This is a genomic window from Microbacterium sp. TPD7012, from assembly GCF_003075395.1.
GTDB lineage: Bacteria > Actinomycetota > Actinomycetes > Actinomycetales > Microbacteriaceae > Microbacterium.
On record NZ_QDFV01000004.1, the window covers coordinates 58,621 to 82,410 of the forward strand.

Sequence of the window (23,790 nt, forward strand, 5' to 3'; positions counted from 1 at the left end):
GGTCCTGGCGCCGGAGGGTGCGCCGGGGAAAACCGGCGGGGGATCCCGTCGATATTCTGGAGCGATGACTCAGCCGCAGGGAGCCCTCCTCGTGGGCAGCGTGAACTACGACGACGCCGAGACGACGATGCGCACGGCCGCTGCGATGCTCGGATCGCACCTGCGACGCCTTCCCGACGGCGAGGTCGGGAAGCGGTTCCACTGGATCATGTTCCAGCCCGACGTGATCGGACAGGCCGACGGAATCGAGCGCGTCGGCGACCAGCCGATCCCCTTCCCGGCCGGCATCGACGCCCGGGGTCTGCGCATCGCGGAGGGAGCGGATGCCGCCGCGATCGAGCTTCCGCAGCTCGGCTACGCCTCGGCCGCGATCGAGTCGTACGCGACCTTCGTACGGCTGCGCGAGGACGGCGCCGTGCCCGCCGGCATCCGCTTCCAGGTCTCGCTGCCGACGCCGCTCGCCGTGATCTCGTCGTTCTTCCACGGCGACGACCGCGCGGCGATCGAGCCGGTGTACACGGCAGCGATCCTGCGCGAGCTCGACGAGATCCTCGCCGCCATCCCGCACGACGACCTCGCCGTGCAGTGGGATGTCGCGAGCGAGATGGGCATCATCGAGCGCGCCGCCGGCTATGGAGCGGTCATGGAGGCGTGGTGGCCGGGCGATCCGTTCGACGGTCTCGTCTCGCGTCTGGCCGCGCTGGTCGACGCCGTGCCGGGCGATGTCGAGGTGGGCGTGCACCTCTGCTACGGCGACGCAGGGGAGAAGCACTTCGTCGAGCCGACGGATGCCGCGAACCTCGTCCGCTACGCGAACGCCGTGGTGGCGGCATCCGCTCGGGAGATCACGTGGCTGCACCTCCCGGTGCCGATCGCCCGTGACGACGAGGGGTACTTCGCGCCGCTCGCGTCTTTGGTCCCGGTCTCGGAGCCGTACCTGGGGCTCGTGCACCGAGAGGACGGGGCCGAGGTGGCGGCGCGGCGGATCGCCGTGGCTCTGCGCTTCGCGCCTGAGTTCGGCGTCGCGACCGAGTGCGGCATCGGGCGGGCTCCGGCCGGTTCGACCGAGGGCATCCTGCGGACCCACGCCGAGGTCGCCGCGGCCTGGTGAGCATCCGGTCGACTCGCGGATTCGCGCGGCGGGCCGGTCTCGCGTAAGCTATTCCGCGGTGACGTGTCCGAGCGGCCGAAGGTGCAACTCTCGAAAAGTTGTGTAGGGTAACCCCCTACCGTGGGTTCAAATCCCACCGTCACCGCCATGGAAACCCCCTCCTCGTGAGGGGGTTTTTCCGTGTCTGCGGTGGGGCGTGGCCCGGATGCGTCTTCGCGTACGGCGCGGAGTTCCCTCCTCAGTTCTCCGCCTCGTGGAGTGCCGCATCGGCGTCAGCCATCGCCAGCATCCGGTTGATGTCCGCGCCGGCGAGCGCGCCGGCCGCCGCAGAGGCCCCGACCTGAGCAGTCGGTTCGGTGATGTTCCCGGCGACCCAGACCCCGGGAACCTCTGTCGCACCCGCGATGCCGGCGGCCACGCTGGGGCCGATGCGCGGAACCTCTCGCATCGGCAGGCGAAGGCCTTCCAGGCCCTGCGTGCGGGGCCGCATCGGGGCGGCGATCGCCAGGATCCGGCGCGGCACGACCTGGCCGTCGGCCAGGCGCACGCCCGCAAGTGCGCCGTCCTCGTCGTCGACGACCTCGGTGACCGGCGTGTCGATGACGCGGATGCCGCGGGCGGCGAAACGGGCGCGTTCGTCGTCTTCCAGATCGGTTCCGCGGGTGAAGTAGGTCAGGTCCTCGGTCAGCTGACGGAACAGGTACGCGTGGCCGACGGATGCCGGGCCGGTGGCGAGGATCCCGATGGGCTCATCTCGCACCTCCCACCCGTGGCAGTACGGGCAGTGCACCACACTGTGTCCCCAGTGGTCGGCGAGCCCGGGCAGGTCCGGCAGCACGTCCGTGACGCCGGTGGCCACCAGGAGTCGGCGCGCGGTGATGCGGCGCCCGTCCACCAGATCGACCGTGAATCGGAGATCGCCGTCCGACGACGGCGGAGCGGATGCAGCCGATGCCACCTCCCCGAAGACGATGCGTCCGCCGTACTGGCGCACGTGCGCGCGGCCCCGTCGGAGGATCTCGGACGGCGGGGTGCCGTCCAGGGCGAGAAGCCCGTGCACGGCCTCCGCCGGCGCATTGCGGGGTGAGCCGCTGTCGATCACGACGACCGAGCGGCGGGAACGGGCGAGGATCAGCGCACCGTTCAGCCCGGCAGCGCCGCCTCCGACGACCAGCGCATCGACGACTTCTTCGGTCAGTGCGTCGCTGGTCTCCGGTTGCTTCCGCACGGATCCGGTATCGCTCGTCTTCTCCTCGGTCATGATCCGTCAGCCTGTCGCGCTCTGGGTGGTCGTGGCGGCGGTCGCCCCGCCGGGCATCGATGAGACGTCGCGTACCCACGCGGCGATCCGGTCCGCGATGGCTTCAGGAGCCTCGATGTGCAGGAAGTGTCCGAGCCCGGGCAGGACGTCTCGCACATGGGGCGCGGCGAAACGATGCCGGTCGTCGACCTGCGGAGGGAGGATGCACGCATCGTCCGCACCGTGGATGTGCAGCAGGGGAACAGTGATGGGTCGAGACAGGCGGCGTGCGGCCTTCAACATGCCGGGTCGCATCATCGCGCGGTAGTACTTGAGGGGCGCGGGCATGCTCGCTCGCAGATGATCATGCAGCTCCTCCCGGACATCCGGTTCGAGCGTGAGGCCGGGCGACCACTCGCGCCAGAGTCGGTCGATGAGAGAGAGGTCGCGTGCCTTGGCGATCATGCCGCTTCCGGGCAGCTGGAACAGCCCCATGTACCAGCTTCGGCGCAGCTGCGCGGGCCGCGACCGGAGAATGAAGGTGAGGGGGTGCGGGATGGCGAGTGTGACCGCGCGTTCGATCCGCTCCGGCGCGGTGACGGCCGCGCTGTAGGTGATCAACGCTCCCCAATCGTGACCGATCAGATCCACCGGCTCACCGGGCGACCATCGGTCGATCACGCCGAGGACGTCTCCCGTGAGTGATGCGAAGTCGAACGGCCCGGAGGTCGGCGACGGCGAGTACCCGCGAAGCCAGGGGGCGAGGACGAAACGTCCTTGATCGGCGAGCTCGGAGAGAAAGGACTTCGCGGTCGGAGGGTGATCAGGGAACCCGTGCAGGAAGATCGTCGGCTTCCCCAGAGGGTCGCCGCCCTGGAGCGCATGGAACGTGCCGTGCGGCAGTTCGAATGTGACGTGCTCGAAGTCCACGGGCCTCAGCCTTTCCTGCGCATGGTCGGGGCGTGCGGGGAGGATGCTGCGGCGGGTGCGGCATCCAGTCGGTTGAGCTTGCGGATCTGTCTGTCGAACGTGCCTGAGGGCACGAGCCTGCGGAGGAGGCTGACGCGCGCCGCCATCGCACCGGCGGTGTACCGGAGCCGGGGTCGGGGGTCGACAGCGGCCGCGACGATCACCTTCGCGACCACATCGGGGTCGTCGGCGGTGCGCAGAGCGCCGGCCAGGACTTCGCGGGCGACCTCCCGTTGTGAGGCGTAGGCCGACAGGGGCGCATCGGGTGCCAGGCTGCTCGCCTCGAAGCTCGTGCTGGTGAAGGCCGGCTCGACCAGCAGCACCCGGATGCCGTGCTCGCGAACCTCGTGATCGATGGACTCGGAGTACCCCTCGATCGCGTGCTTGGTGGCGACATAGCCGGCCATGAAGGGGCCGGGGATCAGTCCGAGCACAGACGAGACGTTGATCACCCGGCCGCGGCCCTGCGCGCGCATATGCGGCAGGACGGCGTTCGTCATGCGCATCGCGCCGAAGACGTTGACGTCGAAGACGGCCTGGGTCTGGCTGATCGAGCTCTCTTCGCCGGCGCCGACCGCTCCGACACCGGCGTTGTTGACAAGGACGTCGATCCGACCGAACCTCGCGATGACCCGCTCGACCAGAGAGTGGACGGAGTCGTCGTCGGACACGTCGAGATCGAGAAGGGTGACGCCGGCGACGCGGCCGGCATCTGCCGCCTTGCGACTCGTGCCGACCACGGTGAAGCCGGCGTTCACCAGGGCTCGTGCCGTCGCCTTCCCGATCCCGGATGAGGCGCCCGTGATGAGGGCTACTGGCGGATGTGTCTGCATGTCGATCCTTCGGCAGTCGGAGCGGCTTCCCTGATTCTCGGGTCATCGCCGGTTTGTGTACTGAATGGTAAAGAACCTATTCCGTTCTGTACTGATTTGTCAAATATGCTCGATGTGGCCTATCTTCTCCCTATGGCAAGACCCAGAAGCTTCGATCGCGACCATGTCCTCCACGCCGCGGAACGCCAGTTCCGCAGCTCCGGGTATAACGGCACGAGCGTCGACGACATCAGTGCGGCCACCGGCCTCGGTCGCGGCAGCCTCTACGCGGCATTCGACGGCAAGCACGGGGTGCTGATGCAGGCGATGGCGGGATACGTCGCCCGCCTCGGACAGGTGGCACCGCGTGCCCTCGCCGGGCCGGACGAAGGCGCGCTCGAAAGATTGCACGCCTATCTGCTCCGCGCCGTCCAGGGGGTGCCCCTGGCGGGCGATGTGCCGCCCGCATCCGACCGGACCGCAGCGGCGTGCTTCGCCGGCAAGATGGCCATGGAGATCGGAGCATCCGACCCGGAGGTGCAGCGCATGGCGGCCGAGTGCTTCGCCGTGCTCGTCACGGCCGTGGCCGAATGCGTGCGAGCCGCCCAGCGCAACGGCGACATCGACCCCGAGGCGGATGCCGATGACCTCGCCTACCTTCTCCTGACGGTGATCCGCGGAACCGACATCGTCGGTGCGTACGGTCACAGTCCCGCCCGTCTGGCCTCGATCGCGGAGAGCGCGTTCGCTCTGCTGCCGCGCACTCGTCCGTGATCCACGGCGGCAGCGTCAGCGGGAGGCTCGGCCTCTCTCAGCCGAGCAGTTCCACCCCGAAACCCGAGACGACCGTCCGCAGCTCGGCGAGGTAGCGCTGCGCCTGCTCGGTGAGGGGGATCGCGGAGTGGCCGATCCAGCCGATCTCGATGTGCTCGTCGACCTCGAGCGGGATGGCGACGATCTCGGGGTCGAGGTCGTCGCTGATGATGCCTGTCGAGATGGTGTAGCCGTCGAGCCCGATCATGAGGTTGAAGATGGTCGCGCGGTCGGAGACGCGGATGTCCCGCGAACTCGAGAGGGTGGACAGGATCTCCTCGGCGAAGTAGAACGAGTTGTTCGCACCCTGGTCGAAGGTGAGCCTCGGCACGTCGGCGAGATCGGCGAGCGTCACGTGATCTCGGGCGGCGAGGGGGTTCTTGCGGGAGATGAAGATGTGCGGCTCCGCGACGAAGAGCGGATGGAACGCGAGCCCGGAGTCGCGGAGGAGCTTGTCGATCACGCTGCGGTTGAAGTCGTTCCGGTAGAGGATCCCCAACTCGCTGCGGAGCGTGCGGACGTCTTCGATGATGTCCCACGTCCTCGTCTCGCGCAGTGAGAACTCGTACTCGTCCGCCGAGGTCGCCTTCACCATCCGCACGAGCGCGTCGACCGCGAACGAGTAGTGCTGGGTCGACACCCCGAGCAGGCGCCGTGACGGCGGCCGACCGAGGTATCGCTGTTCGAGGAGCGCCACCTGCTCGACGACCTGCCTCGCGTATCCGAGGAACTCCACGCCGTCGGTGGTGAGCGTCACGCCGCGGGCCGAGCGGAGGAGGAGCGCGCGCCCCACCCTGCTCTCGAGGTCTTTCATCGCCGCGGACATGGTGGGCTGGGCGACGTAGAGCAGGTCGGCGGCAGCGCTGATCGACCCCTCCGCGGCGACCTCGATGTAGTACGTGAGTTGCTGCAGAGTGATGCCGCTCGAGCGCCGTGCCATAGCGACAGCCTATGGCACGGCATAGTCACCGCGCATTACTCGATGGGGGCACTCTGGGCGCACGATGGAGGGACACCTTTCCGTGAGGCCGAGCCCGGCCGACCACCCCCGATTGGCCCCTCATGGCAGACGACTTCACGTTCCGCATCACGACGACCCGCTTCGACGAGGACTACACGCCATCGGAGAACTCACGGATCACCACGAACTTCGCCAACCTGGCGCGGGGGGAGCATCGTCAGCAGAATCTGCGCAACGCCCTGACGATGATCGACCGCCGGTTCAACGATCTGGCGCACTGGGACAACCCGAACGCGGACCGCTACACCCTCGAACTCGAGATCGTCTCGGTGGCGGTGCAGTTCGCCGCTGACGGCGAGGACCAGGACTTCCCGCTGCTCGAGGTCCTCGACATCCAGATCGTCGACCGTCTCACCGGACGGCGCAGCCACGGGATCGTGGGGAACAACTTCTCGTCCTACGTCCGCGACTTCGACTTCAGCGTGCGGCTGCCGGCGGCCAGCGCGGCTGCAGGAGGGTTCAGCGTTCCGGATGACTTCGGCGACCTGCACGGCAAGCTCTTCCAGCACTTCCTCGACTCGGACACCTATCGGGAGCATTTCACGGTGTCGCCCGTGATCTGCATCAGCGTCTCGACGAGCAAGGTCTACCGTCGCACCGAGAACCATCACCCGATCCTCGGCGTGGAGTACGAGCAGAAGGACCCCTCTCTGACCGATGCCTACTTCGGCAAGATGGGGCTCTCGGTCCGGTACTTCATGCCGCGCGGCAGCGTCGCGCCGCTGGCTTTCTACTTCCGCGGCGATCTGCTCGGCGACTACACGAACCTCCAGCTCATCGGCACGATCAGCACGATGGAGACCTTCCAGAAGATCTACCGGCCGGAGATCTACAACGCGAACTCGGCAGCGGCGAGCGTCTATCAGCCGACCCTCGAGCAGCAGGACTACTCGGTGACGAAGATCGCCTACGACCGCGACGAGCGCAGCCGGCTCGCGACCGAGCAGGGGAAGTATGCGGACGAGCACCTCATGAAGCCGCACGGCGACCTGCTCGAGCGGTGGGCCGCCGGCTCGCTCGTTCCTGTCGGATGACTGACGGAGAATCGCCGACCATGAACACGCTTCTTCCCACCTCGATCGTCGGCAGTCTGCCGAAGCCCTCCTGGCTGGCCGCGCCGGAAACGCTCTGGTCTCCCTGGAAACTGCAGGGCGACGCCTTGGCCGAGGGCGCACAGGATGCGCTTCGCATCACCGTCCAGGAGCAGCGCCAGGCCGGCCTCGACATCATCAGCGACGGGGAGCAGACCCGCCAGCACTTCGTCACGACGTTCATCGAGCATCTCTCCGGCGTCGACTTCGACCAGCGGGAGACGGTTCGGATCCGCGACCGCTACGACGCCAGCGTGCCGACGGTCGTCGGCGCCGTGAGCCGCGAGAAGCCGGTGTTCGTGGAGGATGCGAAGTTCCTCCGCCAGCAGACCGATCAGCCCATCAAATGGGCGCTGCCCGGTCCGATGACGATGATCGACACGCTCTACGATCGCCACTACAAGAGCCGCGAGAAGCTGGCGTGGGAGTTCGCGACGATCCTCAATCAGGAGGCGAAGGAGCTCGAGGCGGCCGGGGTGGACATCATCCAGTTCGACGAGCCGGCGTTCAACGTCTTCTTCGACGACGTGCAGGACTGGGGCGTGGCGGCGCTGGAGAGGGCGGCCGAAGGACTGCGCGCGGAGACCGTGGTGCACATCTGCTACGGGTACGGGATCAAGGCCAACACGGACTGGAAGGCGACCCTCGGGGCGGAGTGGCGCCAGTACGAGAAGTCCTTCCCGCTGCTCCAGAGCTCGAGCATCGACACCATCTCGCTGGAGAGCCACCACTCGCACGTCCCTCTGGATCTCATCGAGCTCATCCGCGGCAAGAAGGTCATGCTCGGAGCCATAGATGTCGCCAGCGACGCGATCGAGACCCCGGAGGAGGTCGCCGACACCCTCCGGAACGCGCTCCGCTTCGTCGACGCGGACAAGCTCATCCCGAGCACGAACTGCGGCTTGGCACCGCTGTCTCGTGACGTCGCACGCGGGAAGCTGCGCGCGCTCAGCGCCGGCGCGGCTCTGCTTCGTGACGAGCTCGCCGCGAAGGACTGACCCGCCGGTTCCGGGACTCTGGGTCAGCCGCAGCTCACGCGCGCTCCGCGGGTGGTTCAGGACATGGCATCCTGAAATGACACCGAAAGGCACGGCCATGGACCCGATGTTCCCGAGCCAGGGCGATGCGCCTGCTCCCATGCTGCAGGACGTGCGCGGCTCAGCCAAGCGTGCCATCAACTACTTCCGCGTGATGGTCGGTGAGCCCGCCCATCCCGGTGCCCCCGCTCGGCACCCCATGCAGTTGATCGGTGCCGCCGATGCCGAGTCGCTTCGCGCACCCCTCTCCTACGACGCGTTCGAGGTCGAGATCGACGACATCTTCACCGAGAACGGCACCGTGCGGGTGCAGAGGATGATCACCGAAGTCGTCGCCCGTTTCGGTCTTCACCTCGACGCTTCCTCCTGGTCCAGCCTGGAAGGCGGCGAGGAGATGGTGGTAGCGGTCAGGCGCGGCGCCTAGGGCGCTTCAGTCGAAGACCGGGCTGAGGAATCGACGCTCGTAGCGGCGGATGCACTGCGTCCTGCGCGCGAAGTCGAACGCCTCCACGCACTCGGGATCGGTCTTCGACGCCGTGCGATAGACCTCGTACTCGGCGAGCGAGGGGAATGTGAACAGCGCGAAGGCCTCGTCGCTGTCGCCTTCGCTCGGCAGGAAGTAGCCGTGGTGGGTGCCGCCGTGCTTCGCGACCAGTCGGATCCACGTGCGGCCGTACTCGGTGAAGTCGTCGAGCTTGTCGGGGTCGATCTCATAGCGCAGGTGAACGGTGATCATCCGATCATCCTCGCAGAGCGGTGCAGGGGGGCGCGCGCAGCCCCGATTCTCAATAGGCTCGGGAACCATGGACTACACGCAGCTGGGTCGCACGGGTACGTCGGTCTCACGGATCGTGCTGGGCACGATGAACTTCGGCGACCGCACCTCGGAGGAGGAGTCGTTCGCGATCATGGATCGCGCCCTCGAGCTGGGGGTGAACTTCTTCGACACGGCGAACGCCTACGGCGGGTCGGCGGGTCGAGGTGCGACCGAGGAGATCATCGGTCGGTGGTTCGCGGCGCGCCCCGGGGTGCGCGACGACATCGTCCTGGCGACCAAGGTGCATTCCCCGATGGTCGCCCCTGATGCGAGCGGCGACCGGCCCAACGCGCGCGGTGCGTCCGCCTGGCAGGTGCGGCGGGAGGCGATCGGCTCGCTGCGCCGACTGCAGACCGACCGGATCGACCTGTACCAGTTCCACCACATCGACCGCCACATCTCCTGGCCGGAGCTGTGGCAGGCGATGGAGGTGCTCGTGGCCCGAGGCGAGGTCGTCTACACCGGCAGCTCGAACTTCGCGGCGTGGAACATCGCGCAGGCGAACGAGATCGCGCAGCAGCGCCACTTCCTCGGGCTCGTGAGCGAGCAGTCGCTGTACAACCTCGCCCAGCGCTCCATCGAACTCGAGGTCATCCCCGCGGCGCAGAACTACGGCCTCGGCATCCTGCCGTGGTCGCCGCTGTCCGGAGGTCTGCTGAGCGGCGGATCATCGGATGCCAACGCCCGATCGAACACGGGGAGGGCGGCCGAGATGCGTGCCGCTCACCGCGACAAGGTCGATGCGTACGAGCTGTTCGCGAAGGAGCGGGGCTGGGCACCCTCCGCGCTCGGCCTCGCCTGGCTGCTGCGCCAGCCTGCCGTCACCGGTCCGATCATCGGGCCGCGCACGGTCGCGCAGCTCGAGTCCGCCGTGTCCGCGTTGGAGATCACGCTGACCGCAGAGGACCTCGGCCGACTCGACGAGATCTTCCCCGGCCCCGGCGGCCAGGCCCCGGAGGCGTACGCCTGGTAGGCCGTCGCGAGCGATCGCTGCTCAGGTCGGGACGTCGACCCGTTCGGCCGGATTCTGCTCCGCGGGCTCCGGCACGAGATACAGACCGCTCGGCGCGTTCGCGGTGAAGGCGAGAGCCTCGATCCACTCGCGGTTGATCGCCGGCTGTCGGCTGCCGCTGTACTTGAAGACGAGCGAGCTCCGCGCGTGCACCCAGACGGTCGTGCGGCCGCCGCCGACGCTGAGATCCTCGCGCCACGTGAAGTTGAACGGCTCCGCGCGGCGGAGCTTCGCGGTCATGACCAGCTGAAGGTGGGTCAGCGCGCGGTCTTCGATCTCGGTCTTGACGCTGCCCTCATAGATGAATCGCCCCATCGTGCGTGTTGACTCCTGCTCTGCGGACTTACATCGTAAGTGAGATTACAGTGTAAGCCTATTGCGAGAGCTCACCGCTGAGACGATCGAGCAGGCTCTCGAGAGACGCCTCGAACTCCTCGTCGCTGCGGTCCTCGCTCAGCAGCGGGCGGAGTCGGACGATCTGCGCGTCGTCGTCGACCTGCTCCTGTCCGTCTTTCTCCGGGATGTCCGCGCCGCCCTCGTCGAGGGTCTCCTCGAGAGGACTGATCTCCGCACCGCGCACGGCGGACTCCAGGAGCAGCTGCCCGAGGAGGAAGCTGCTGAAGGAGCGGTACGTGTCGACCGCCTGCCGGTCGGAGAATCCCTGCTCGATGAGCGTGCGGAGGAACATCTCGACGACCTCGACGCTCCTAAGAGGCGGGCGCAGCCAGGGCGCGGCCGGATGACGGGTGGCGATCAACGGGAACGCCCGCGGGTGATCGATCGCGATCCGCCGCACGCGATGGGCCAGCGTCTGCAGGAAGCCCTGCCAGTGCTCGGTCAGCTCGTCATCGAGACTCGTCGTCAGGTCGTCCATGAGGAGCGCGACGACGCCCTCCAGCAGATCCTCTCTGCCGTGCACATAGCGGTACAGCGACATCGCCTCGACGCCGAGCTCCTGTGCGAGCGATCGCATCGACAGGATCGACGCGCCGTCACGGTCGATCTGCCCGAGGGCCGTCGTGACGATCAGCTCTCGACTGAGTCGACCGGCCGACGAGACCCGCTGCTTCTCCCGCGAACGTTCCGGCATGCGCCAACGCTACTCGCATCGCGCCGCTGCCGCCGCTAGCAGCAGCGCGGCCCCCGGGCAAGGGGTGCGGGGTTCGGGCGGCGATGACGTAGAACGGGATCATGCAGTTGATCATGTACGGCGGCGAGGAATTCCTGACGGGCGACGAGATCGCGGATGCCCTGCTGGCGTACGGCCGCGCGCTGGGTGACGAGGTGCGCGCGGAGATCGTCGAGATCCCGGTTCGCGAGGACGACGGCTCGGTCGTCACGGCCAAGTTCCTGATCGGACCAGCGAGCCAGATCGTGTCGAAGAGCGTGGCCGGTCGTGGCGCCGAGCTGGAGGACGGCGACCTCGTGCGGCACCTCCAGGACCTGACGCGCGGTGTCGAGTCGCCCACCGGTCCGCTCCTCGAGTCTCCCGCGGGCGGCGAGTCCGAGCTCGACTGAGGTTGCGGCCAGCAGAGTCCACTGCAAGCCACATTGATACCATTCGGAGTACTCTGTTCTCCCACTCCGTGAAGTCAAGGACGGTCCTGCGTGACGGCCCAGCAGTCTCCTGCCATCGGTTCGAACGGCCACCCGGTCTCGGCGACGCGATACATTCTCCGCTCCCGGCTTCTTCGGGGATCCTTCGTCAGCCTCGTCATCTCGGGCATCGGCATCTCCCTCACCATCCCGCAGATCACCCTGTTCCTCGTCGGAGAGCTGCACCTCACGGAGGCGCAGGCGGGCCTCTATTTCCTGACCAACCTGACGGCTCCGATCGTCGGATACGTGGTGGGAACTCTGTCCGATCGCGCGGGCTCCCGGCTGCTGGTCTTCCGGCTCTCGGTGCTCGCGGGGTTCGTCGGCTGGACGCTGATGGCCGTCGCGATGCAGGCGTGGATGCCGTTCGTCATCAACGCGATCCTCCTCAGCGCGGCCGGCGCCGGAGCCGCGCAGCTGCAGGCAGCGGTCCGCGACGAGTTGAATCGGTCGCCCACCCCGGCCGACAACGAGGTCGTCGCGGTGATCCGGATGGCGATGGCATTCGGCTGGATCATCGGTCCGGTGCTCGGTGCCGTCCTCGGCGCGGTGCTGGGGCTGCGCCCCCTGCTCTTCGTGACCGGGATCTGCGTGCTGCTGTCCCTCGTCCCCCTGATCGGCGTGAAGAAGAGTCCTCCGTTCGTCGGAGAGCCGGCGCGCACGCCGACGTCCGCCACGCCTCGGCAGCACTCGATCGTTCCCCTCGTGATCTTCACCGGCATCTACATCCTCATCATGTGCGGTGAGACGGTGAAGCTCGCCTACCTGCCTCTCTATATGGACGGGGAGCTTCGCGTCGACGCCGGCGTGCGCGGCGCGATCATCGGCCTGCAGCCCCTTCTCGAGCTGCTGCTGATGCCGCTCGCCGCGCGATTGGCGAGCAGGTTCGGCATCGCGCGCGTGCTCGTCGTCGGAGCCGCCCTCGCCGTCGGCGCGCACGTCTCCTATGCGTCGGCCTCTCTGGTCGACGCGCCCCTCGTGCCGCTGGTCGTCGGGCAGCTCCTGATGTCCGGCGTGATCGCGACGTTCGGGGTGCTCGGGATCACGGTGGCGCAGCGCCTGGTCCCGACGCGGGTCGGCATGGCCTCCAGCGTCTTCCTCAGCGCCTACGCGATCAACGCGGCGGTCGGCGGATTCGCGGGGAGCGTGGGGGCGACGTGGCTCGGCATCCCGCAGCTGTTCTGGATCCCCGCCGTGATCGCCGCCGTGGGAGCCGTCGCGCTCATCGTGCTGAACGCGAGGGTGCCGCTGGACTCTCGTGATCGGGTTCGGGCTCGCTCCACGCCGACGGAGTCGGCTGAGGCAGCTGCAGCAGAGCGCTTCGACTGAACTGGGCGAGCAGCCGCCGGAAGGCCTCGACATCGTCGGCCGACCAGGTGGCGAGGCTGTCGGTGAGCTTCTCTGCCGCGCGCGACACGATGCGCACACCGATCTCCCGGCCAGCCGGCGTCAGCGCGACCAGCACGCTGCGCTCGTCGTAGGGGGAGTCGACCCGCGCGACATGGCCGCTGGCCTCGAGTCGGCGCACGATCTTGCTGATGTTCGCCTTGGTCGTGCCGAGCACGGAGGCCAGATCGGTCGGACGCAGCGCCCCGCGATAGGCGAGCTGGTTGACGACGAGGAACATCGGGATGTCGTCGAAGGGGAATCCGATCGCCTCCATCACCTCCAGGCGCACTTCGCGACTGTCGGCCCAGTGCACGATCGAGGTCACCGAGCGACGCAGGTCGAGCGGATCCGGAGGCAGCAGCGACGCCAGCTCCACATCGGATGCCGATGCCTCTGTTGCGCGGGCCTTCTCGCTCATCGAACCTCCTCGGTCTTCATCATCCCAGGTCACACCTGGCGAGGAAGCGACACCAGGCGGACCGGCCCGACCAGGCCGTGCTCGCGCACGCGCGTGGTCTGGTACCCCTCCAGGCCGAGTGCGCGCAGGGCGATGTCCGCGAGCTGGTCGTAGTACCCGCGGGCGACGAGGCGGTTGTTCAACGAGCTGGACACGCGCACCACGACCGTGTTCTCACCGACGACGAGGTCACCGGTGATGTCGACGACGGGACGGGAGGTGTCGAAGCCGCGCGCGACCCCGCCGCCGACGACGACGGAGCCGAGTCCGCCGTTCGTCGAGCCCAGATCGAGCAGGTACCGCCGGCTCGCGGCATCCACTTCCTCCACCCGCACCGTCGTCGTGTAGGTCGCGATCCCCGAGACCGCGGCGCCGACGCCCTCCAGCCGGGTCCAGGGTTGCAGGGCGGATCCGGGGACCGGCAGGCGCGTCACGGCTGTGTGCGGAAGCACCTCCCGCGTCTCGTAGCCGAGTCCGCGGTCCTCCACGATGAGCTCGTTCTCGCCGGCATCCCAGCTCTCCACCACGATGGACCAGTTCGCGAGCTCGGCCACCTCGGTGGCCTCGACCGGAGCGCTCCCGGATGCGGGGGCGGATCGGTCGATCGTGAACAGGGCCGTCTCGCCGGGGGCGAGGGAGAGCGAGATCCGCGTGCGGCCGTCGACGTGCGCGACGCCGGAGTGCGGATGGATGTCGCCCGACCAGGCGTCGATCCGGTGCACGACTCCCTCTCCGGGTACCCGGAGTTCGACCTCGGTCGTCGTGCCGGTCTCGTAGAGGAAGTGGTAGACGTACAGGTGCAGCAGATCGCCGTCCTCGCGGAGGTAGGTGAGGATGTTCGGATCGTCCTCGGCGAACTCGGCACGACCGATGACGCCCAGCTCTCGCAGTGCCCCGATGGTGCCCGAGGCCTCCGAGACCTCTGCGACGTTCGGCAGCGCGCGCAGCTCGGCGAGGGTGGCGGCCAGCTCGGCATCGCGGCCGTCGAGACCGGGTGTGCGCACGGCCGCGCGCTCGGTGACGGTGAAGGTGCGCTCCATCTGCACCTTCACCTCGCGCGTGCCGTTCACGATGAGCAGCTTCAGTCCGTTCCGGGCCCACTCCAGAAGGAGCCGGGCGACATCGGGGTCGAGCGCCTCCTGGTAGATGATGAGCGCCTGGTACCCCGGGCCCTCGGGCTGCACGACCTCGCCGTCGAAGCGGACCTCCGGATGCGCGAGCAGCGAGCCGTCGAAGAACTCGTAGGTCCATCCGGCATCCTGCATCCCGAGGTCCTGCCACCACTGGTTCTCGCGGTTGCGCATCCAGAGTCGGCCGTAGGCATCCTCGTCGACGACACGGTTGCCGTCGGCATCGACGGCCGCGATGCCGAGCAGATTGTCGATGAAGTGGTCGGTGCGGAGGATGCCGACGTCGATGCGCGGCCGGCCCTGCCGCAGCAGGTACTGGAAGCGCCCGATCGCCTCGTTCCACTGGGGGTAGAACTCGCTGCCGGGCTGACGCGTGTCGAAGCGCTCCGAGAACAGCGGCCACATGCCCTCGTGGCCCGGCCACTCCGTGACGTGCTCGCCGCCCGCGCGACTCGCCCATCCGTGCAGCACGGTCTTGGTGATACCCGCGGCGAGCTGCGTGTTGATGATCTGATCGTAGAACCGGTGGTCGAGCATGTGGTTGCGGGTGGTGGCGCCGGTCTCGGACGAGTACTGCTTGCCGAACAGGTGTGCGGGGCCGGCCAGCATCCGATATGCGTCGATCTGCGAGGCGAACTCGAGCGACTCGGTCTCGATGCCGTCCACCGCGACGCCGGGTCGCGTGAGCTCGAACGGCAGCCCGTAGCTGATCTCGGCGCGCAGCAGCAGTCCGTTCTCGTGCAGGAAGTCCGCGAAAGGGCGCAGCATGTTGTCGATGTACAGGTCGGTCAGCGTGCGCACGTAGTCGAAGCGCACCTTCTCGACGTCGACACGGTGCGCCTCGTCGGGCTCATACGTGTAGACCGTGGTCGCGACGAACATCCCCGTCTGCCGGACCAGGAACGGCAGCCAGGGCGCGATGTCGTAGCCGCGGCGCGTGCGGAACTCCTCGGCGACCGTGTCTCCCCAGAACATGCCGCCCGCTCCCCAGAGGGTGAGCTCGAGGGAGTCCATGTACATCTGCGCGCGCGGGTTCTTCGCGATGTCGGCCTTCAGCTCGTCGGTGAGCACGACATCGCGCCAGTAGTCGATGACCGCGTCGACGCCGGCGCGGTCGAGGTAGTTCACGGTGTAGTTGACGGATGCCGAGGGCGACGCGGTCTGCCCGGTGCCGTGCGACCAGAACACGAAGAGGCGCCAGTCGCGGGTGTCCGGAGCGGTCCAGTCGAGCGTCTCGCCCTCGACCTGCGCGGTGAGATCGACGATCGCGCCGGCGTCGATCGCGGCGCCGTCGTCGGTGAGCGCGGGTGCGGCGACGACCGCGACCAGGTGCTGCTCGCGCGGCGCCACGCGGTGCCCGGGGAGGTTCGACCCGCGGCGCTCCGCGTTCAGGTCGACGCGGGGGAGTGCGCCCTGGCGGCGGGCGCCGGGGCCGACCTCCTCGACCTCGACGTCGAGCTCCTTGGCGGCTGCGGGGTGATCGGGATCGATGGTGGGCAGGTTCGCGTTCGACCAGTTCGTGCCGGAGGTGAAGCTCACCGACATGTTCCGTGCGGTCGTCTCGGCCACCACGATGGCGGAGTCGTGCACCCATTCCTCCGAGCCCCAGCCGTAACGGGCGTGGTCGATGTCGCCCTCGTCCATGGCGAGGAACTCCATCCCGCCGAAGCCGAGACGGTGCGCGGTGTCGATCTCGTCGCGCAGCGTGGCGTCGGTGTGCAGGCCTTCGGCCAACCACCAGCGCAGCTCCGGACGGTACTCGATCGGGGGATGCGCGAGCGCGTCACGGTGGTCGTCGAGCGATGTCATGGGTTCTCCTTCGAACGGAACGGCGGGGGACGGGCCCCGGCTCGATGAAGGACACCCTACTCGATTTAGTTAACTGGCGACACTATATGGTGTCACCGGCTCCTGTCGCGAGAGGGGGTTCCGTCTCGCGATACTCTCAGCGCATGTCTGAGTTCAAGGATCATTACGACGTCGCCGTGATCGGAGCGGGGCCGGCCGGCACGGCCGCGGCGCTGCGGGCATCCGAGCTGAGGGCGGGAGTCGTCGTGCTGGAGGCCGGACGCACCGGCGGCACCTGCGTCAACACCGGGTGTGTGCCGACCCGTGTGCTGGCAAAGACCGCGCGGCTTCTCCGCGAGTCCCGTCACGCGGACGACTACGGGGTGCGCGTCGGTGCCCCGGAGATCGACTGGGCCACCACGGTCGCGCGCGTGCACGAACGTGTCGACCGGGTGCGATCGATCAAGCGGGAGGCGGCGCGCTTCGCGGCGGCCGGCGTCGACCTGATCCACGAGGGGCGAGCGCGCTTCGCCGACGACCACACGCTCGTGCTCGACAGCGGCCGACGTCTCACGGCTGATTCGATCCTCATCTGCGTCGGCGGTCACTCGAAGCGGCTGCCGGTCCCCGGGGCCGAGCTCGCCACGGTCCCCGAAGACGTGCTGTCGCTCCCGGCCCTGCCCCGCCGGGTCGCGGTGATCGGGGCGGGGAACACGGGCGCGCAGCTCGTCACCGTCTTCTCGTCCTTCGGCTCCGAGGTCACGCTCCTCGACGTCGCACCGCGGGTGCTGATGGCGTCGGATGCCGCGATCGCCGCGACCGTCGAGGCGGCGTTCTCCGAACAGGGCATCGATGTGCGCACCGGGATCGAGACCGTCACCCGTCTCGAGCGCGCGGACGACGACGCGATCCGGCTCGTGTGGGGCGAGGCGGGCGAGGAGCGCTCGTCGATCTTCGACGCGGTCATCATGGCGACGGGCTGGCCGGCCGACGTCGAGGATCTCGGCCTGGAGAACGCGGGGATCGAGATCGCGCGCTCCGCGATCCCCGCGGACCGGTACTTCCGCACCGTCGTGCCGCACATCTTCGCGGTCGGCGACGCGAACGGGCGGGACATGCTGGTGCAGGCCGCGCAGTTCGAGGGCGAGGCTGCGGCGGAGAACGCCGTGCTGGGTGCCAACCGTCGCACCCCCCACCATCTGCTCCCGGCCGGCGGGTTCACCGATCCCGACTACGCGGGAGTGGGGCTCACCGAGGATCAGGCGCGCGAGCGAGACACCGACTGCGTCGTCGTCTCGGTGCCGTATGCGAGCCTCGAGCGCGCGGTGATCGACGACCGGGAGATCGGCTTCCTGAAGCTCATCGCCGATCGACGCCGCCAGCTCATCCTCGGGGCCCATGCGGTGGGGGAGAACGCGATCGAGGTCATCCAGTCGGTCACGACGGCGATGGCTGCCGGGGTGGATGTGTCGACGCTCGCGGGTGTGCGGTTCGCCTATCCGACCTACAGCGCGATCATCGGATTGGCCGCCCGGGCTGTGCTCGCGGAGCCGGGATCCCCTCGCGAGTAGCGTTCCGCAGAGCGGCATCGCGTCGGGGGCGGGGGTCAGTTCGTCACGACGGGGATGACGAGGAACTCGCCGTTGTTTCCGGTGATGTCGTCGCCCGCGATCGTCACCGTCACGGTCGCGTCGTCGTCGCGATTGTAGATGGGAACCCACTCAGACGTCTCGAAGGCAGCATCCGGTTGTAGTGCGACGCCGAGATCGATCGTCAGCGAGGCTCCTGCCGTGATCGCCGGAAGCGTGAGGACGAGGCTGCCGGCCGTCCCGGACGCGGTGACACCGGTGCCGCTCGGGGTGAGCGCCCAGAGCCACCCGTCGTAAGTGAGAGTGGCGGTGGCACCGGCGACGGAATCGATCGTCCCGTTGTTGGCGATGGTCAGCTGCGTCGGCATCGAGAACGTCAAGATCGGGCCGAACCCGGTGTCGAACACGGTGTCCACCGGCGTGCCGAGCGTGGAGGCGAGGTCGGCGCCGCCGACGGACGCGGCGGCGAGGGGAGCGGCGGCGGCGACGGCGATCAGGGGGATCGACCAGGCCGCACTCGTCACGACGGTGCGTCGCGAGATCGGGGCGCGAGAGATGGTGGTGCGGTCATCGGTCATGGCCGAGAGGCTACTCGGAGATCGTAAGTCGAGCGATATTCTAGGGTCACTCGTGCTCCGGCAGCAGCGGCGCGGACCAGCCCGGATCGCGACCGAGCTGCGCGGCGCGGGCGACCGAGGTCGCACCGTAGCGGTCGCGCACCGCGTCGAGCACCGTGTCGAGGCGCTCGCCGTCGCTGAATCCGAGTTCATCGAGCGGTAGCTCCGGCTGCACCCGGTCGGCACGGTCGAGCTGCGACAGCGAGACGCCGATGAGGGTGATGCCGCGCTCCGCGATCTCGGACTGCGCCGCAGCGAGGAGCATCCGTGCCACGGTGAGCAATCGGTTCGTGCGATCGGTCGGCGCACCGAGTGAGCGCGATCGGGTCGCCTTCGCGAAGTCGCCGAAGCGCAGACGCAGCACCACGGTGCGGCAGACACGGTCGCCGTCGCGCAGGCGGCGGCCGAGCCGATCGATGATCTGGGTGAGGATGAGATCGAGCTCCTCGGCCGATCGCGGGCGGGTGCCCAGGGCGCGCTGCGAGCCGATGGAGCCGCGGCGCCGCGTCGCGTCGACCGGGCGGGGGTCTCGCAGCCGGGCCAGCGCATGCACATGGGCGCCGGTCGCCTTGCCGAGGAGTCTCTCGGCCGCGGACGCCTCGAGCTCGGCGAGCTGCCCGACCGTGCGGATGCCGAGTCGGTGCAGCTTCTCGGCGGTCACGGCGCCGACTCCCCAGAGCCGCTCGACCGGCAGGGGGAGCAGGAACTCCTCCTCGCGGTCGGGCTCGACCACGAGGAGTCCGTCGGGTTTGCTGACCGCGCTCGCGACCTTGGCCAGGAACTTGGTCCTCGCGACGCCGACCGAGATGGCCAGGCCGACCTCGGCGCGCACGCGCTCCCTGAGCTGCTCGGCGATCTGCTCGGGTGTGCCCGCGATGCGCCGGAGCCCGCCGACCTCGAGGAACGCCTCGTCGATCGAGAGGCCCTCGACGAGCGGGGTCGTGTCGCGGAAGATCGCGAACACGTCCTTGCTCGCCGTGGAGTAGGCGTCCATACGCGGCGGGACGACGACGGCATCCGGGCAGAGCCGCAGCGCCTGCCGTCCGCCCATCGCGGTGCGCACGCCGCGGGCCTTCGCCTCATAGCTCGCCGCCAGGACCACGCCGCCCCCGACGATCACCGGCCTCCCGCGCAGGGCCGGTGCGTCTCGCTGCTCGACCGACGCGAAGAAGGCGTCGAGATCGGCGTGCAGCACGGTGGCTTCGTCCCGCATCCCGTCTCCTGTCGACGGGGAGATCGTCGCACGCACCGGGGACATCGGCGCCTCTCGGCATCCGGTCGATCGTTGCCCCAGGTCGATAGTTGCACTTTCGCAACTAAGAGGCGTATAGTTGACCCTTGTCAACTTTCAATTCAGGAGCATTCACCCCGTGACAAACGCCTCACCTTCCTCCGCAGCCGAGGCCGTGCGCTCACCGCGCGAGGTCTTCACCGCGATATCCGGCCTCGTCGTCGGCATGTTCGTCGCCGTGCTCTCGGGCACCGTGGTGTCGACCTCGATGCCGGTGATCATCGCCGACCTCGGCGGCACCCAGTCCCAGTACACCTGGGTCATCACCGCGAGCCTGCTGGCGACCGCCGTCTCCACGCCCATCTGGGGCAAGCTCGCCGATCTGGTCGACCGCAAGATCCTCGTCCAGATCTCCCTGATCCTCTTCACCGTGGGCACCGTGATCGCCGGATTCTCCACTGACACGAACATGCTCATCGCCGTCCGCGTCGTGCAGGGCATCGGCGTCGGCGGTCTCATGTCGCTGGTCATGATCGCCGTCGCGCTGATCATCTCCCCGCGCGAACGCGGCAAGTACATGGGCGTCGTCGGCGGCATCATGGCACTCGGCACCATCGGCGGCCCGCTGCTCGGCGGACTCCTCACGGACGTCTGGGGCTGGCGCTCCAACTTCTTCGTCGGTGTGCCGTTCGCGATCCTGGCGCTCGTGCTGCTGCAGTTCACGTTGCATCTGCCGAAGCCCCAGCGCGACACCAAGGTGTCGATCGACTACTTCGGCATCGTGCTTCTCGCGGTCGGCGTCTCGACGCTCCTCATCTGGGTCTCGATGGGCGGCAGCCAGTTCGACTGGGACTCCTCGACGAGCATCATGCTCGCCGTGACCGCCGGTGTCGCGATCGCCGCCTTCATCACGGTCGAGTTCTTCGTCAAGGAGCCGATCGTGCCGATGTCGCTGTTCCGCAACCGCACCTTCACGCTCTCGGTCATCGCGTCGATCGCCATCGGCGTCTCGATGTTCGCGACGTCCGTGTTCCTCGCGCAGTACTTCCAGCTCGCCCGCGGCGCCACGCCCACCGAGTCCGGTCTCATGACCATCCCGATGATCATCGGCCAGATGGGTGCGTCGATCGTCATCGGCCAGCTCGTGAGCCGCTTCGGCAAGTGGAAGGGCTGGATGCTGACCGGCTCAGTCCTGACCACGGTCGGCGTGAGCCTCATGGCGACCCTGCGCTACGACACCCCGTTCCCGCTCGTGGCCGTCTACATGTTCGTCCTCGGCGCCGGTCTCGGCATGGTCATGCAGAACCTCACCCTGATCGTGCAGAACGACACCGCCCCGCAGCAGCTGGGTGCGGCCTCGTCGAACGTCAACTTCTTCCGCACGATCGCCGGGACCATCGGTGTGACCGTGATGGGCTCGCTCCTGTCGACCAGCGTCGCCAGCTACATCACCGACGGCCTTGACGGCTTCGTGCCGACGACGCCCGACGAGGTCAGCGCGCTGGAGCACCTCGCGTCGGGCGACGTCCCGAAGGTCGGCCAGCTCCCTGATACGATCCGCGCGATCGTCGAAGGCGCCTACGGTCACGGCATCGCCGATGCGTTCATCATCGCGATCCCGCTCGCCGTGATCGCCGTCATCGCGATCGCGTTCATCAGGAACAAGCCGCTCTCGACGAAGAACGCCGCCGAGCAGCTTCGCGACCAGGCCGAGGAATCGGTCATCGAGGTCGCCGAGGCCGAGGTCGGCGCATCGCTCTCGACCGGAACCATCCGGATCGCGAGCGCCGAGCCCACGTCGACGAGCACTGCGCCGGTGACCGTGCTCGAGCGCGAGGATCGGGAGCAGAGGCGCTGACGTGGTCACCTCGGTCACGTCGGAAGCGACGGCGTCTCGCGACGTGGACAGCGCGCTCGGAGACCTCCAGACGCATCTGAGCCTCATCTTCGCGAGGACCCGGACGCTCTGGAAGGAATCCGCAGCGCGCATCGACCCGGAGCTGCAGGTCGGCGGCTACAAGCTGCTGACGTTCATCGAGCGGGCCGAGACGGCGAACGCGCACGAGCTCGCCGAGCGCTTCGAGATGGACAAGTCGGTGATCAGCCGTCAGGTGCGGATGCTGGAGGATCTCGGTCTGATCGAGTCCCGCCCCGACGAGCGTGATGGGCGGCTGCGGGTCCTGACGGCGACGCCGTCGGCCCGCGCCGCTCTCGCCGAGCTGCGCCGTGACCATGCCACACGCCTGCGCACGGTCGTGGCGGAGCTGACGCAGGACGAGGTCGACGCGGCATCCAAGGTTTTCCGGCTGCTCGCCGAGATCTGACGCCACGCAGGATCAGGCGATCACGTGAGATCAGTTCGAAACGGGGCGAACTCGCCTGATCCTGCGAGTTCGCCTGATCTCGCGAGGCGGGGCCGCGCCGTAAGCTGGCGGTCATGAGCGCCTCGCCCGACGAACACGCCGGAACCGGTGCATCCGCCGCCGCGCCGGACGCCGCGCCCGCCGCCGCCGCTCCCGAAGGAGCGGGAAGCAGCGAGGTCGGAAGCGCCGAGCTCGATCAGGCCATCTCGCGCGTGGAGCACGAGCTCGGGCGGCTCTTCGCCCGCATCCGCGTGAGCTGGCGTGAAGCCGCGACGACCGTGCATCCTGATCTGCAGCCGCTCGGCTACCAGGTGCTGACGTCGATCGCGACGGGCAAGGCCACATCGGCCGGCGCCATCATCGAGCGCCTGCAGACCGACAAGTCGGCCGTGAGCCGACAGGTGCGTCAGCTCGAGGAGCTGGGGCTCGTGGAGAGCGTCCGCGACCCGGATGACCGCCGGGCGCGCGTGCTCGTCGCGACCGACCTCGCCCAGGAGCGCGTGGCGCTGGCCCGCTCGCGGTACGAGGAGCGGCTGGGGGAGCGGCTGCGCCGCTGGTCGGCCGAGGACCTCGACCACTTCACCGAACTGCTCGCCGCGTTCGGCGACTGATCCCGAGCGTCGACGCTCAGGCTTCGAGCTGCGCCCGTATCCGCAGGTGCGGTTCCGAGTCCGCGTGCTCCACGATGCGCCCGCCCGCGATGCGGTAGATGCCGAACTCGGCGACGTTCACGTGACGACGGGTCGCTGACAGGCCCTGGAAGACCCCGGAGTGCGTGCCGCTGCCGCGCAGATGGGCGGCGATGCGATCATCCTCGATGACGAGCTGGATGCGCCGCCAGCGCCAGTCCGGGAACGCATGGAACAGGTCGGCCATGTCGTCGATCCACGCGTCCGCCCCGCCGGGCAGGTGCGCACGTCGCACCTGCGGATCGACGAACTCGCGGAGGGCATCCAGATCGTGGGCGTTGCAGACGTCCAGGTATTCGGCGAACCACTCTCTCGACTCCCACGGCTCCACTCGTCCATTATTCCGGGTGCCCGTTCAGTCGAGGGCATAGCCTGAACCTCATGACGCTCGAGAACGCCCGCACCGCCGCCGAGGTCGTCGACTGGCGACGCCGGGTCTTCGCCCTGTACGCCGCCGTCCGCGATGCCGAGTCCCCCGAGGATGCGCACGAGCTCTGGCGGATCGAGCGCGACGAGCTGCTGCTCCACCACCCGGCGACGCCGCTGCTGTCGGAGGATCGGCTGCTGTTCGACGGGCTGCCGATCGCCTCCTACGACCCGCAGTGGCGCTTCGAGCTGCCCATCCTCCCCGCCGAGCCCGGCGGCTTCGAGTTCGCGACCGGTACCGACGGCGTCGTGCCGTTCGAGCGGATCGGCATGGTCGAGATCCCCGACACCGGGACGCTCGACATCTGGCGTCTGACCTCGTACGGCGGGGGACTCTTCATCCCCGTGCGCGACGCCCTCGCCGGTCGTCCCGACGGCACATACGGCGGCGGGCGCTACCTGATCGACACGATCAAGGGCGCCGACCTCGGCTCGGATGCGGCGCGCGGCACGATCGTGCTGGACTTCAACTTCGCGTACAACCCGTCGTGCGCCTACGACCCCGCGTGGGCCTGCCCGCTCGCCCAGCCGGGCAACGTGCTCTCCGTCGCGGTCCCGGTCGGCGAGATGTACGCCGGCGCGGCGAGCTGAC

At 68.6% G+C, this 23,790-nt stretch carries 25 protein-coding genes and 1 tRNA gene; 14 read left to right on the forward strand and 12 right to left on the reverse strand.

What is annotated here, in order from left to right; translation table 11 throughout:
• Positions 1–64 precede the first annotated feature (64 nt).
• Together DC434_RS11655 and DC434_RS11660 are read left to right on the forward strand one after the other, a co-directional pair.
• Positions 65–1,111 (forward strand): hypothetical protein, encoded by a 1,047-nt coding sequence (locus DC434_RS11655; RefSeq protein ID WP_116635479.1) that lies wholly within the window; start codon positions 65–67, stop codon positions 1,109–1,111.
• 57 nt (positions 1,112–1,168) lie between these two features.
• Positions 1,169–1,259, forward strand: a tRNA-Ser gene (locus DC434_RS11660).
• A gap of 90 nt (positions 1,260–1,349) precedes the next feature.
• Here DC434_RS11660 and DC434_RS11665 read toward each other — a convergent pair.
• The 3 genes from DC434_RS11665 to DC434_RS11675 are packed head-to-tail and all read right to left on the reverse strand — an operon-like array spanning position 1,350 to position 4,153.
• Positions 1,350–2,372: an NAD(P)/FAD-dependent oxidoreductase gene (locus DC434_RS11665; RefSeq protein WP_116635480.1), complete on the reverse strand. Its 1,023-nt coding sequence runs from the start codon at positions 2,370–2,372 to the stop codon at positions 1,350–1,352.
• Between the two features lie 6 nt (positions 2,373–2,378).
• Positions 2,379–3,281: an alpha/beta fold hydrolase gene (locus DC434_RS11670; protein ID WP_116635481.1), complete on the reverse strand. Its 903-nt coding sequence runs from the start codon at positions 3,279–3,281 to the stop codon at positions 2,379–2,381.
• A gap of 5 nt (positions 3,282–3,286) precedes the next feature.
• Entirely contained in the window at positions 3,287–4,153 is an 867-nt protein-coding gene (locus tag DC434_RS11675) for an oxidoreductase (protein WP_116635482.1), read from the reverse strand.
• 132 nt (positions 4,154–4,285) lie between these two features.
• On the opposite strand from DC434_RS11675, the gene DC434_RS11680 reads away from it, so the two are divergent.
• The gene (locus DC434_RS11680) at positions 4,286–4,906 is read left to right on the forward strand and encodes a TetR/AcrR family transcriptional regulator (RefSeq protein ID WP_165808058.1); all 621 of its coding nucleotides are present in this window, start codon (positions 4,286–4,288) and stop codon (positions 4,904–4,906) included.
• Between the two features lie 37 nt (positions 4,907–4,943).
• Here the strand turns inward: DC434_RS11680 and DC434_RS11685 are convergent, their stop codons facing one another.
• Positions 4,944–5,885, reverse strand: coding sequence for a LysR family transcriptional regulator (locus DC434_RS11685; protein WP_116635484.1), 942 nt, complete (start codon positions 5,883–5,885; stop codon positions 4,944–4,946).
• 122 nt (positions 5,886–6,007) lie between these two features.
• On the opposite strand from DC434_RS11685, the gene DC434_RS11690 reads away from it, so the two are divergent.
• From DC434_RS11690 to DC434_RS11700, 3 genes are all read left to right on the forward strand, one after another.
• Complete coding sequence (locus DC434_RS11690) at positions 6,008–7,000, forward strand: DUF1852 domain-containing protein (RefSeq protein WP_116635485.1); 993 nt, start codon at positions 6,008–6,010, stop codon at positions 6,998–7,000.
• A gap of 20 nt (positions 7,001–7,020) precedes the next feature.
• Positions 7,021–8,055 carry a methionine synthase gene (locus DC434_RS11695; protein WP_116635486.1) on the forward strand — a complete coding sequence of 345 codons (1,035 nt, stop codon included), beginning with the start codon at positions 7,021–7,023 and terminating at the stop codon, positions 8,053–8,055.
• Positions 8,056–8,152: 97 nt separating this feature from the next.
• A complete protein-coding gene (locus tag DC434_RS11700; RefSeq protein WP_116635487.1) occupies positions 8,153–8,518 on the forward strand; it encodes a hypothetical protein in 366 nt (121 codons plus the stop codon).
• Positions 8,519–8,524: 6 nt separating this feature from the next.
• Here DC434_RS11700 and DC434_RS11705 read toward each other — a convergent pair whose 3' ends face one another.
• The gene (locus DC434_RS11705; protein WP_116635488.1) at positions 8,525–8,830 is read right to left on the reverse strand and encodes an NIPSNAP family protein; all 306 of its coding nucleotides are present in this window, start codon (positions 8,828–8,830) and stop codon (positions 8,525–8,527) included.
• Between the two features lie 67 nt (positions 8,831–8,897).
• On the opposite strand from DC434_RS11705, the gene DC434_RS11710 reads away from it, so the two are divergent.
• The gene (locus DC434_RS11710) at positions 8,898–9,884 is read left to right on the forward strand and encodes an aldo/keto reductase (protein ID WP_116635489.1); all 987 of its coding nucleotides are present in this window, start codon (positions 8,898–8,900) and stop codon (positions 9,882–9,884) included.
• Between the two features lie 21 nt (positions 9,885–9,905).
• Here DC434_RS11710 and DC434_RS11715 read toward each other — a convergent pair whose 3' ends face one another.
• Together DC434_RS11715 and DC434_RS11720 are read right to left on the reverse strand one after the other, a co-directional pair.
• On the reverse strand, positions 9,906–10,238 hold the full coding sequence (locus tag DC434_RS11715) for an ATP-dependent DNA ligase (RefSeq protein ID WP_116635490.1): 333 nt from the start codon (positions 10,236–10,238) through the stop codon (positions 9,906–9,908).
• 58 nt (positions 10,239–10,296) lie between these two features.
• Entirely contained in the window at positions 10,297–11,013 is a 717-nt protein-coding gene (locus tag DC434_RS11720; RefSeq protein ID WP_116635491.1) for a TetR/AcrR family transcriptional regulator C-terminal domain-containing protein, read from the reverse strand.
• Positions 11,014–11,114: 101 nt separating this feature from the next.
• On the opposite strand from DC434_RS11720, the gene DC434_RS11725 reads away from it, so the two are divergent.
• Together DC434_RS11725 and DC434_RS11730 are read left to right on the forward strand one after the other, a co-directional pair.
• Entirely contained in the window at positions 11,115–11,441 is a 327-nt protein-coding gene (locus DC434_RS11725; protein WP_116635492.1) for a hypothetical protein, read from the forward strand.
• A 90-nt stretch (positions 11,442–11,531) separates the two neighbouring features.
• On the forward strand, positions 11,532–12,848 hold the full coding sequence (locus DC434_RS11730) for an MFS transporter (protein WP_116635493.1): 1,317 nt from the start codon (positions 11,532–11,534) through the stop codon (positions 12,846–12,848).
• Here DC434_RS11730 and DC434_RS11735 read toward each other — a convergent pair.
• On the reverse strand, positions 12,742–13,326 hold the full coding sequence (locus DC434_RS11735) for a MarR family transcriptional regulator (protein WP_116635494.1): 585 nt from the start codon (positions 13,324–13,326) through the stop codon (positions 12,742–12,744). The two genes, DC434_RS11730 and DC434_RS11735, sit on opposite strands and share 107 nt — an antisense overlap.
• A 29-nt stretch (positions 13,327–13,355) precedes the next feature.
• Positions 13,356–16,304 carry a glycosyl hydrolase gene (locus DC434_RS11740; protein ID WP_116635495.1) on the reverse strand — a complete coding sequence of 983 codons (2,949 nt, stop codon included), beginning with the start codon at positions 16,302–16,304 and terminating at the stop codon, positions 13,356–13,358.
• Between the two features lie 143 nt (positions 16,305–16,447).
• Between DC434_RS11740 and DC434_RS11745 the strand changes: the two genes are divergently transcribed.
• Complete coding sequence (locus tag DC434_RS11745) at positions 16,448–17,854, forward strand: NAD(P)/FAD-dependent oxidoreductase (protein ID WP_116635496.1); 1,407 nt, start codon at positions 16,448–16,450, stop codon at positions 17,852–17,854.
• A gap of 35 nt (positions 17,855–17,889) precedes the next feature.
• Here DC434_RS11745 and DC434_RS11750 read toward each other — a convergent pair whose 3' ends face one another.
• Positions 17,890–18,450, reverse strand: coding sequence for a hypothetical protein (locus tag DC434_RS11750; RefSeq protein ID WP_116635497.1), 561 nt, complete (start codon positions 18,448–18,450; stop codon positions 17,890–17,892).
• A gap of 46 nt (positions 18,451–18,496) precedes the next feature.
• The gene (gene dinB, locus DC434_RS11755; protein ID WP_116635928.1) at positions 18,497–19,702 is read right to left on the reverse strand and encodes a DNA polymerase IV; all 1,206 of its coding nucleotides are present in this window, start codon (positions 19,700–19,702) and stop codon (positions 18,497–18,499) included.
• 157 nt (positions 19,703–19,859) lie between these two features.
• On the opposite strand from dinB, the gene DC434_RS11760 reads away from it, so the two are divergent.
• From DC434_RS11760 to DC434_RS11770, 3 genes are all read left to right on the forward strand, one after another.
• Positions 19,860–21,578: a DHA2 family efflux MFS transporter permease subunit gene (locus DC434_RS11760; protein WP_207769961.1), complete on the forward strand. Its 1,719-nt coding sequence runs from the start codon at positions 19,860–19,862 to the stop codon at positions 21,576–21,578.
• Between the two features lies 1 nt (position 21,579).
• Positions 21,580–22,044 (forward strand): MarR family transcriptional regulator, encoded by a 465-nt coding sequence (locus DC434_RS11765; RefSeq protein WP_116635499.1) that lies wholly within the window; start codon positions 21,580–21,582, stop codon positions 22,042–22,044.
• A 113-nt stretch (positions 22,045–22,157) separates the two neighbouring features.
• Positions 22,158–22,694, forward strand: coding sequence for a MarR family transcriptional regulator (locus DC434_RS11770; protein WP_116635500.1), 537 nt, complete (start codon positions 22,158–22,160; stop codon positions 22,692–22,694).
• 16 nt (positions 22,695–22,710) lie between these two features.
• On the opposite strand, the gene DC434_RS11775 is transcribed toward DC434_RS11770, so the two are convergent.
• Positions 22,711–23,103 carry an ester cyclase gene (locus tag DC434_RS11775; RefSeq protein ID WP_116635501.1) on the reverse strand — a complete coding sequence of 131 codons (393 nt, stop codon included), beginning with the start codon at positions 23,101–23,103 and terminating at the stop codon, positions 22,711–22,713.
• 50 nt (positions 23,104–23,153) lie between these two features.
• Between DC434_RS11775 and DC434_RS11780 the strand changes: the two genes are divergently transcribed.
• Positions 23,154–23,789 (forward strand): DUF1684 domain-containing protein, encoded by a 636-nt coding sequence (locus DC434_RS11780; protein ID WP_116635502.1) that lies wholly within the window; start codon positions 23,154–23,156, stop codon positions 23,787–23,789.
• Position 23,790 lies beyond the last annotated feature (1 nt).